This window comes from Bifidobacterium gallicum DSM 20093 = LMG 11596, from assembly GCF_000741205.1.
Lineage (GTDB): Bacteria > Actinomycetota > Actinomycetes > Actinomycetales > Bifidobacteriaceae > Bifidobacterium > Bifidobacterium gallicum.
The window spans coordinates 1-8,150 of sequence record NZ_JGYW01000006.1; the positions used below are offsets into that span (position 1 = coordinate 1).

Annotated in this window: 6 protein-coding genes; all 6 read left to right on the top strand. The window is 58.3% G+C overall.

Going from position 1 to position 8,150, the window contains the following annotated elements:
- On the top strand, positions 1 to 262 hold a 262-nt coding region (locus BGLCM_RS06325; RefSeq protein ID WP_044085166.1), incomplete at its 5' end, for a zinc ribbon domain-containing protein.
- A gap of 485 nt (positions 263 to 747) precedes the next feature.
- Entirely contained in the window at positions 748 to 1,311 is a 564-nt protein-coding gene (gene efp, locus BGLCM_RS06330; RefSeq protein ID WP_006294880.1) for an elongation factor P, read from the top strand.
- A 150-nt stretch (positions 1,312 to 1,461) separates the two neighbouring features.
- On the top strand, positions 1,462 to 1,911 hold the full coding sequence (gene nusB / locus BGLCM_RS06335) for a transcription antitermination factor NusB (RefSeq protein WP_006294879.1): 450 nt from the start codon (positions 1,462 to 1,464) through the stop codon (positions 1,909 to 1,911).
- A 128-nt stretch (positions 1,912 to 2,039) separates the two neighbouring features.
- Positions 2,040 to 3,311, top strand: a complete 1,272-nt coding sequence (gene carA / locus BGLCM_RS06340) for a glutamine-hydrolyzing carbamoyl-phosphate synthase small subunit (RefSeq protein ID WP_044085167.1) — start codon at positions 2,040 to 2,042, stop codon at positions 3,309 to 3,311.
- Positions 3,304 to 6,672, top strand: a complete 3,369-nt coding sequence (gene carB / locus BGLCM_RS06345; RefSeq protein WP_006294877.1) for a carbamoyl-phosphate synthase large subunit — start codon at positions 3,304 to 3,306, stop codon at positions 6,670 to 6,672. The genes carA and carB overlap by 8 nt, the downstream gene beginning before the upstream one ends.
- A 157-nt stretch (positions 6,673 to 6,829) precedes the next feature.
- Positions 6,830 to 8,038 carry an RNA-guided endonuclease InsQ/TnpB family protein gene (locus BGLCM_RS06350; protein ID WP_081927605.1) on the top strand — a complete coding sequence of 403 codons (1,209 nt, stop codon included), beginning with the start codon at positions 6,830 to 6,832 and terminating at the stop codon, positions 8,036 to 8,038.
- The last annotated feature ends 112 nt before the right edge of the window (positions 8,039 to 8,150 follow it).

The window sequence follows — 8,150 nt, forward strand, 5'->3', positions numbered from 1 at the left end:
GCGCATGTTCCGCACCATGCTGGAGTACAAGGCCGCATGGTACGGACGCGACATCGTGGTCATCGACCGCTGGTACCCCAGCAGCCAAATCTGTTCGACCTGCGGGAAGAACACCGGCCGCAAACCGTTGAACGTCAGGGCATGGACGTGCCCGCACTGCCACACGACCCATGACAGGGACGTGAACGCCGCGAAAAACATCCTCGCCGCAGGGCTTGCGGTGAACGTCTGCGGAGACCAACGCAAACACCACAACAACTAATCACGTTGTAGTGCGAAGCGTAGTCGGTGAAACAGAAAACCCTTTCCGCGAGGAAAGGAATCCCCCGCCTCCACAGGCGGGGGAGGATGTCAAATTCTGTATTTCTGCCATGGTCACTGGGGTGAGCAATAGCTACACATGTTGTGGCATACATAAGAGCTCAATGCCGCAGCGCGTGCACTGGCCTTCAGTATGGCATGCTCGTCACGCAGCGGCTCATGGAATGCAATGATGCGGCATTTCGTAAGCAGGATTTCTTGATGTTCGAACGTTTGCGCAGTGAACTGCATACGTTTGATGCCACCAAATGTTGAACTCGGGATTTGGCAGTAGTGTATGCCATGGTGTGTGCCCGAGAGTGGCGCGGGGAGCCCATCCATACCGGCTGGCATAATGGACAAGGCTTGATTACAGCTTTGTACAAGGCACGGCTCTTCAGAAGCGTCCTTGTAGCAGACAACAGTCAATCGGATAGGTGAAGAACATTGGCACAGACCACTAACGACATCAAGAACGGCTCGATCCTCAACTTGGATGGCCAGCTTTGGCAGGTTATCAAGTTCCAGCACGTCAAGCCGGGCAAGGGCCCCGCTTTCGTGCGCACGACGATCAAGAACGTGCTGTCGGGCAAGATTGTTGACAAGACGTTCAACGCTGGCATGAAGATGGAGTTCGAGACGGTGGACAACCGTACGCTGCAGTACTCCTATGATGATGGCGACAACTACGTCTTCATGGACATGACCACCTACGACCAGGTCATGATCCCGAAGACGCTCGTGGGCGACCAGTCCAAGTATCTGCTCGAAGGCACTGACTGCCTCGTGTCGTTCCATGATGGCCAGCCGCTGTCGGTGGAACTGCCGGCTTCCGTGGTGCTCACCGTGACGCACACCGAGCCTGGCCTGCAGGGCAACCGCTCCAACGCCGGCACGAAGCCCGCCACGGTGGAGACGGGTGCTGAAATCCAGGTGCCGCTGTTCATTGGTGAAGGCGAAAAGGTCAAGATCAACACTGAAGACGGTTCCTACCTGGGCCGCGAGAACTGATTATGATGTGGTGACCATCGGGGTTCGCAGACAAGCGTTCGGCGAACCCCGATGGTCGTATTCAGATTCGGATTGATTCACCGTGACATTCGTGCCAATGATGGCCCGCATGGGTGGACCAAACGTTTGATGAAGAGAAGGATATAACCCATGGCACGTTCCACCGCTCGCAAAAGGGCTTTGAACACGCTGTATGAAGCGGACGAGAAGGATCAGGACATCAAATCGTTGCTGCAGGAGCGAATCGTCGAGCCTGGCGCCCAGACCCCCCTTCCTGAATACGCCATCGAAATCGTTGAAGGCGTGGCCGACAATCGTAAAGATTTGGACCGTATCATCAATGAGCATTCCACAGGGTGGAAGGTTTGGCGCATGCCGGTCATAGACCGTAATATTCTTCGTATCGCGGCATGGGAAATCATACATAACGATGAAATCCCGGACAAGGTTGCGATTGATGAAGCGTTGAACCTCGCCAAGACACTCAGTGATGACGAATCTCTAGGCTTCATTCACGGCGTGCTCAGTGCGATTTGCACAGACGCCGACCAGCCCGATGGTGATGCTGAACAAGACACCGCCGAAGGCACGACCGAATGATCAGCTGATCATTCCACGAAAAGGACTGCTTGCAGTTCATTCGGTCGGATTGCGACGCTCATTCCGGCCGCCAACCAACACATGGATTGACAACCGATGAATGGGGGTTTGTGGTGAGCCAGATCGACATGGTCCACACATACGACCTTGATGACGCCGTTCTCGTTTTAGAGGACGGCCACATTTATATTGGAGCGCCTTTCGGCGCTACGGGGTCGACGACTGGCGAGATTGTATTCGCCACCGGTATGACCGGCTATCAGGAGACGCTCACCGATCCCAGCTACGACCGACAGATTGTGGTGCAGACGTTCCCGCATATTGGCGATACGGGCGTCAATGATGAAGATGACGAATCGAATCGCATCTGGGTTGCGGGCTATGTGGTGCGCGACCCGAGCCCCACGGTGAGCAACTGGCGCGCCACGGGCTCGCTCGATGACGCGTTGATCGCCAACCACATCGTGGGTATTGCCGACATTGATACGCGCAGCCTCGTGCGCCATCTGCGCACCGCTGGCGTGATGCGAGCCGGCATTTTCTCAGGGGCCGCATTGCGTGCCGAGGATGGCCAGGGAGTCAAGAGCATCGACGCGATGCTTGAGCAAGTGCGAGCCACCGCTCCCATGCAGGGCTTGAGCCTCTATGACGAGGTCAGCACCGATCAGCCGTACGTTATTGAACCCGCAGGCGAGTTCGCCGGCCAGGAACCGAAGTTCACGGTCGCCGCTATTGATTTGGGCATCAAAGGCATGACGCCGCATCTGATGGCCGAGCGCGGCGTGCGCGTGCACGTGCTGCCGTCGACCACAACGTTCGAGCAGATTGAAGCGATCAATCCTGATGGCGTGTTCTTCTCGAACGGACCGGGCGACCCTGAGCAGGCCGACCAGATGGTCGCGCTGCTGCGCCAGGTGCTCGACGCGGGCTACCCGTTCTTCGGCATTTGCTTCGGCAACCAGCTGTTGGGCCGTTCGCTGGGCTTTGGCACGTATAAGCTCAAGTTCGGTCATCGTGGCATCAACCAGCCCGTAATGGACGTGACCACAGGCAAAGTGGAAGTCACCGCGCACAACCACGGTTTCGCCGTGGATGCGCCTCTGGGCCAAATCGTGACCACGCCATATGCCGATGGCCGTTTCGGCCGCGCATTCGTCAGCCATGTCGATCTCAACGATGATGTTGTTGAAGGTCTGCAATGTGTTGACATTCCCGCGTTCTCCGTGCAGTATCATCCTGAGGCCGCCGCAGGCCCGCATGATGCCGCCTACCTGTTTGACCGCTTCGTGTCCATGATGGACACCAAGCAGCCCGTTCCCGCACCTGAATCCATTACCGCACCGCACTGCGCAGACGCCGCAGACGGCACCGACAGCAAGGAGAACATCGCCAATGCCTAAGCGCAACGACATCAAGTCCGTCATGGTCATCGGCTCCGGCCCGATCGTGATAGGTCAGGCAGCCGAGTTTGACTACTCGGGTACGCAGGCATGCCGCGTGCTGCGCGAAGAAGGCATCCGCGTCATCCTCGTCAACTCCAACCCGGCCACGATCATGACCGATCCGGAAATGGCCGACGCGACCTATATTGAACCGATTGACGTGCCGATCCTCGAGCAGATCATCGCCAAGGAACGCCCTGACGCGATTCTGCCAACGCTGGGCGGCCAGACGGCGCTGAACGCCGCTGTGGCGCTCGGTGAGGCCGGTGTGCTCGACAAATACAATGTGGAGCTCATTGGCGCCTCGCTTGAAGCCATCGACCGTGGCGAAGACCGTGAATCGTTCAAGAAGGTTGTCGAGGAAGCGGGTGCCGAATCGGCCCGTTCCGAAATCGCACACACGCTGGAAGAAGTCGACGCGATCGCCGAGGAATTCGGTTTTCCGCTTGTAGTGCGTCCGAGCTTCACGATGGGCGGCCTGGGTTCGGGCATCGCCCATGACACCGAGGAACTGCACCGCATCGCCGGTGCGGGCATCCACTATTCACCGACCGACGAAGTGCTGATTGAAGAAGGCATTGAAGGTTGGAAGGAATACGAGCTTGAGCTCATGCGCGACCGCAACGACAATGTGGTCGTCGTGTGCCCGATTGAAAACGTGGACCCGGTTGGCGTGCACACGGGCGATTCGATCACGGTGGCCCCGGCGTTCACGCTGACCGACCGTGAATACCAGAAGCTGCGTGATATCGGCATCGCAATCATCCGCGGTGTGGGCGTCGATACGGGCGGCTGCAACATCCAGTTCGCCGTGCATCCCGACACGGGCCGCATCATCGTGATTGAAATGAATCCGCGTGTGTCGCGTTCCTCAGCGCTGGCATCCAAGGCCACAGGCTTCCCGATCGCCAAGATCGCCACGAAGCTCGCATTGGGTTACACGCTCGACGAGATTCGCAACGACATCACGCAGTCCACGCCAGCCAGCTTCGAGCCGACGATCGATTACGTCGTCACGAAGGTACCGCGTTTCGCGTTCGAGAAGTTCCCGGGCGCCGATCCCACGTTGACCACGTCAATGAAGTCGGTGGGCGAGGCCATGGCATTGGCCGGCAACTTCCAGGAGTCGCTGGGCAAGGCGATGCGTTCGATCGACAAGCGCGACATGGGCTTCAACTGGGACGGCGAGCGCCCCAGCGAGCAGGAAACGGCTGAACTGCTGGAAGCGGCCCGCATTCCTACGGAGCACCGTTATTTGCAGCTCATGCGTGCCATCTGGGGTGGTGCCACCGAGCAGCAGATTTTTGATGCGACGAAGATTGATCCGTGGTTCATCCGCCAGCTCATGCTGATCAACCGCACGGCGCTTGAGGTGCGTGGCGCCGAGACACTGTCGCCCAAGCTGTTGCGTAAGGCGAAGAAGGCTGGCTTGTCTGATCTGCAAATCGCTCACTTGCGTCATCTGGGTGATGAGGGTGAGAACACGGTGCGTGAGCTGCGTTGGAACTATGGTTTGCATCCCGTGTTCAAGACGGTGGACACGTGTGCGGCTGAGTTTGATGCTGTCACGCCGTATTACTACTCGTGCTATGCCGATGAAACCGAGTTGCGTCCGCGTGAACGTGAGGCTGTGATCATTCTCGGTTCAGGTCCGAACCGTATTGGCCAAGGCATCGAGTTCGATTACACGTGCGTGCATGCCGTGCAGGAGCTCGGCAAGGACTATGACACGATCATGGTCAACTGCAATCCCGAGACCGTGTCGACTGATTATGACATGTCGGACCGCCTGTATTTTGAGCCGCTCACGTTCGAGGACGTGCTTGAGATTTACGAGGCTGAGAAGAAGCAGGGTCCGATCAAGGGTGTCATCGTGCAGCTTGGCGGTCAGACGCCTTTGTCGTTGGCTGCCCGTCTCAAGGCCGCTGGTGTGCCGATTTTGGGTACGACGCCTGAGGCTATTGATTTGGCTGAGAATCGTGAGCTGTTCGGTGAGGTGCTGCGTAAGGAACATATGAACGCTCCTCGTTTTGGCACGGCTTTGAGCCTTGAGGAAGCGCTCGATGCCGCCCATTCGATCGGGTATCCTGTGCTCGTGCGCCCGAGCTATGTGCTGGGTGGCCGCGGTATGGAAATCGTCTATGACGATGCGCAGCTCGAAAAGTATGTGAACCGCGCGCTCAACGAAGCGATGGCCGATACGGTTGTGTCGGGTCGTCTGCCTTCGCCGCTGCTCATTGACAAGTTCTTGCAGGACGCCATTGAGATTGACGTGGATGCGCTGTTTGATGGTGAAGAGCTGTATATCGGCGGCATCATGGAGCATATTGAGGAAGCTGGTGTGCATTCGGGCGACGCGGCGTGTACGCTGCCTCCGAGCACGCTGTCCGACGATCAGATTCGTCGTCTGCGTGAGGGTACGCGTGCCATTGCCGAAGGTTGCGGTGTGCGTGGTCTGATCAACGTGCAGTACGCGTTCATGGCCAACACGCTTTACGTGATTGAAGCCAATCCGCGTGCGTCTCGTACGGTGCCGTTCGCATCGAAGGCTACGGGTGTGGCGTTGGCGAAGGCTGCGGCGCGCATCATGGCTGGGGAGACGATTGCTCAGCAGCGTGAGAACGGTTTGTTGTTGCCGCATGGTGACGGTGCTGACATCCGTCCCGGCCAGCAGGTGGCGATCAAGGAGTCCGTGCTGCCGTTCAAGCGTTTCCGCACGCCGATTGGCAAGACGGTGGATATTCTGCTTGGCCCTGAGATGCGTTCGACGGGTGAGGTCATGGGCTTCGACCGTGACTTCCCGCACGCGTTCGCCAAGAGCCAGCTCGCCGCGTATGATGGCGGTCTGCCGACTTCGGGTGCCGTGTTCTTGTCGGTTAACGACACGGACAAGCGTCAGCTGCCGTTGTTCGCTGTGCGTCTGGTTGAACTCGGCTTCACACTGTTGGCTACTGAGGGCACGGCTTCCGTGCTGAGCCGTTACGGCATTGACTGTGAGATTGTGGACAAGATCACAGCTCGTGTCGATGGCGATCCTGACGCTCCCACTGTGATTCAGCATGCTGAAGGGTCCATCGGCAAGAACGTTGTCGAGCTCATCGAAGAAGGCCGTGTCGACATGATTCTCAACACGCCGAATTCTCGCGGCTCACGTTCGGACGGATACTCGATTCGTGCGGCGGCCATTGCCGCTGACATTCCGCAGTTCACGACGATGACTGAGTTCTCGGCTGTGCTGCTGGCTATTGAGGCCGTCAAGAAACATGATTATGAAATCATGAGCATTCAAGAGCATTCTGACAAGCTGTTTGCCTTGTGATTCGACCACGAGCATAATGGGAGTCGGGTGGCATGTCGCGTGCCGTCCGGCTCCTTTATCGATTGCGCCGTAAGACCCCCGCCTCTTAGCGGAGCGCAGGTGGGGGATGTAAGGCGCACAGCCATATTTTACATTCTTTCATGCTATAATGTAAGGCATGGGTTCCGATGGTATGGTCCGGCGGGCCTACAAGTACCGCTTCTATCCAACGCCCGGGCAGGAGAACCTGCTCCGGCGTACCATCGGGTGTTGCCGTCTGGTCTACAACAAGGCTTTGGCGGCACGTACCGAGGCGTGGACTGCGCGTCGGGAAAGTGTCTCGTACAACCAGACCAACACCATGCTTACCGGATGGAAGAAGACCGAAGAGCTGGCCTTCCTCAGGGAAGTGTCTTCAGTTGCGCTTCAGCAGTCGTTGCGCCACTTGCAAGCGGCGTTCTCCAATTTCTTCGACGGTACTGCGGATTATCCGAGGTTCAAGAAGAAGTCCCGTGGCGGAGCCGCCACGTTCGTTCGTAGCGCGTTCACATGGGACGGCCGCACTCTCAGGCTCGCCAAGATGGACAAGCCGCTCGACATCCATTGGAGCCGTCCGTTGCCGGACGGCGCATACCCGGTCAACGTGACCATATCCTTGGATTCGGCTGGCCGCTGGCATGTGAGCATCCTCGTGGAGGAACACGTCACCGCGTTGCCAAAAGCCGAAGGCAAGGTCGGCGTCGACATGGGCGTGCAATCCTTCGCCACGCTCTCCACCGGCGAGAAAATCGACAACCCGGGGCTGCGCAAGAGGAACGCCAAGCGCCTGGGGAAAGCGCAACGCGATCTGGCGCGCAAACGGAAAGGAAGCAACAATCACCGCAGGGCCATGTTGAAGGCGGCCCGTATTCAGGCCCGCATCGCGGACCGGCGCAAGGATTTCCTGCACAAGCTCTCGACCCGAATCGTCCGTGAAAACCAAACGGTCGTCATCGAGGACTTGGCGGTGAAAAACATGAGCCGCAGGTGCAAACCGGAGACGGACCCGGCCAATCCGGGCCACTACCTGTCCAACGGCCAGACGGCCAAACGCGCCCTCAACCGCGGTATCACGGACGCGGGCTGGCGCATGTTGCGCACCATGCTCGCATACAAGTGCGAATGGTACGGGCGTCGGCTTGTGGTCATCGACCGCTGGTATCCCAGCAGCCAAATCTGTTCGACCTGCGGGAAGAACACCGGCCGCAAACCGTTGAACGTCAGGGCATGGACGTGCCCCGCGTGCCACACGACCCATGACAGGGACGTGAACGCCGCGAAAAACATCCTCGCCGCAGGGCTTGCGGTGAACGTCTGCGGAGACCAACGCAAACACCACAACAACTAATCACGTTGTAGTGCGAAGCGTAGTCTGTGAAACAGAAACCCTAGGCCGCGAGGCCAAGGAATCCCCCGCCTCTACAGGCGGGGGAGGATGTCAATATGTGACCGAATAGGAA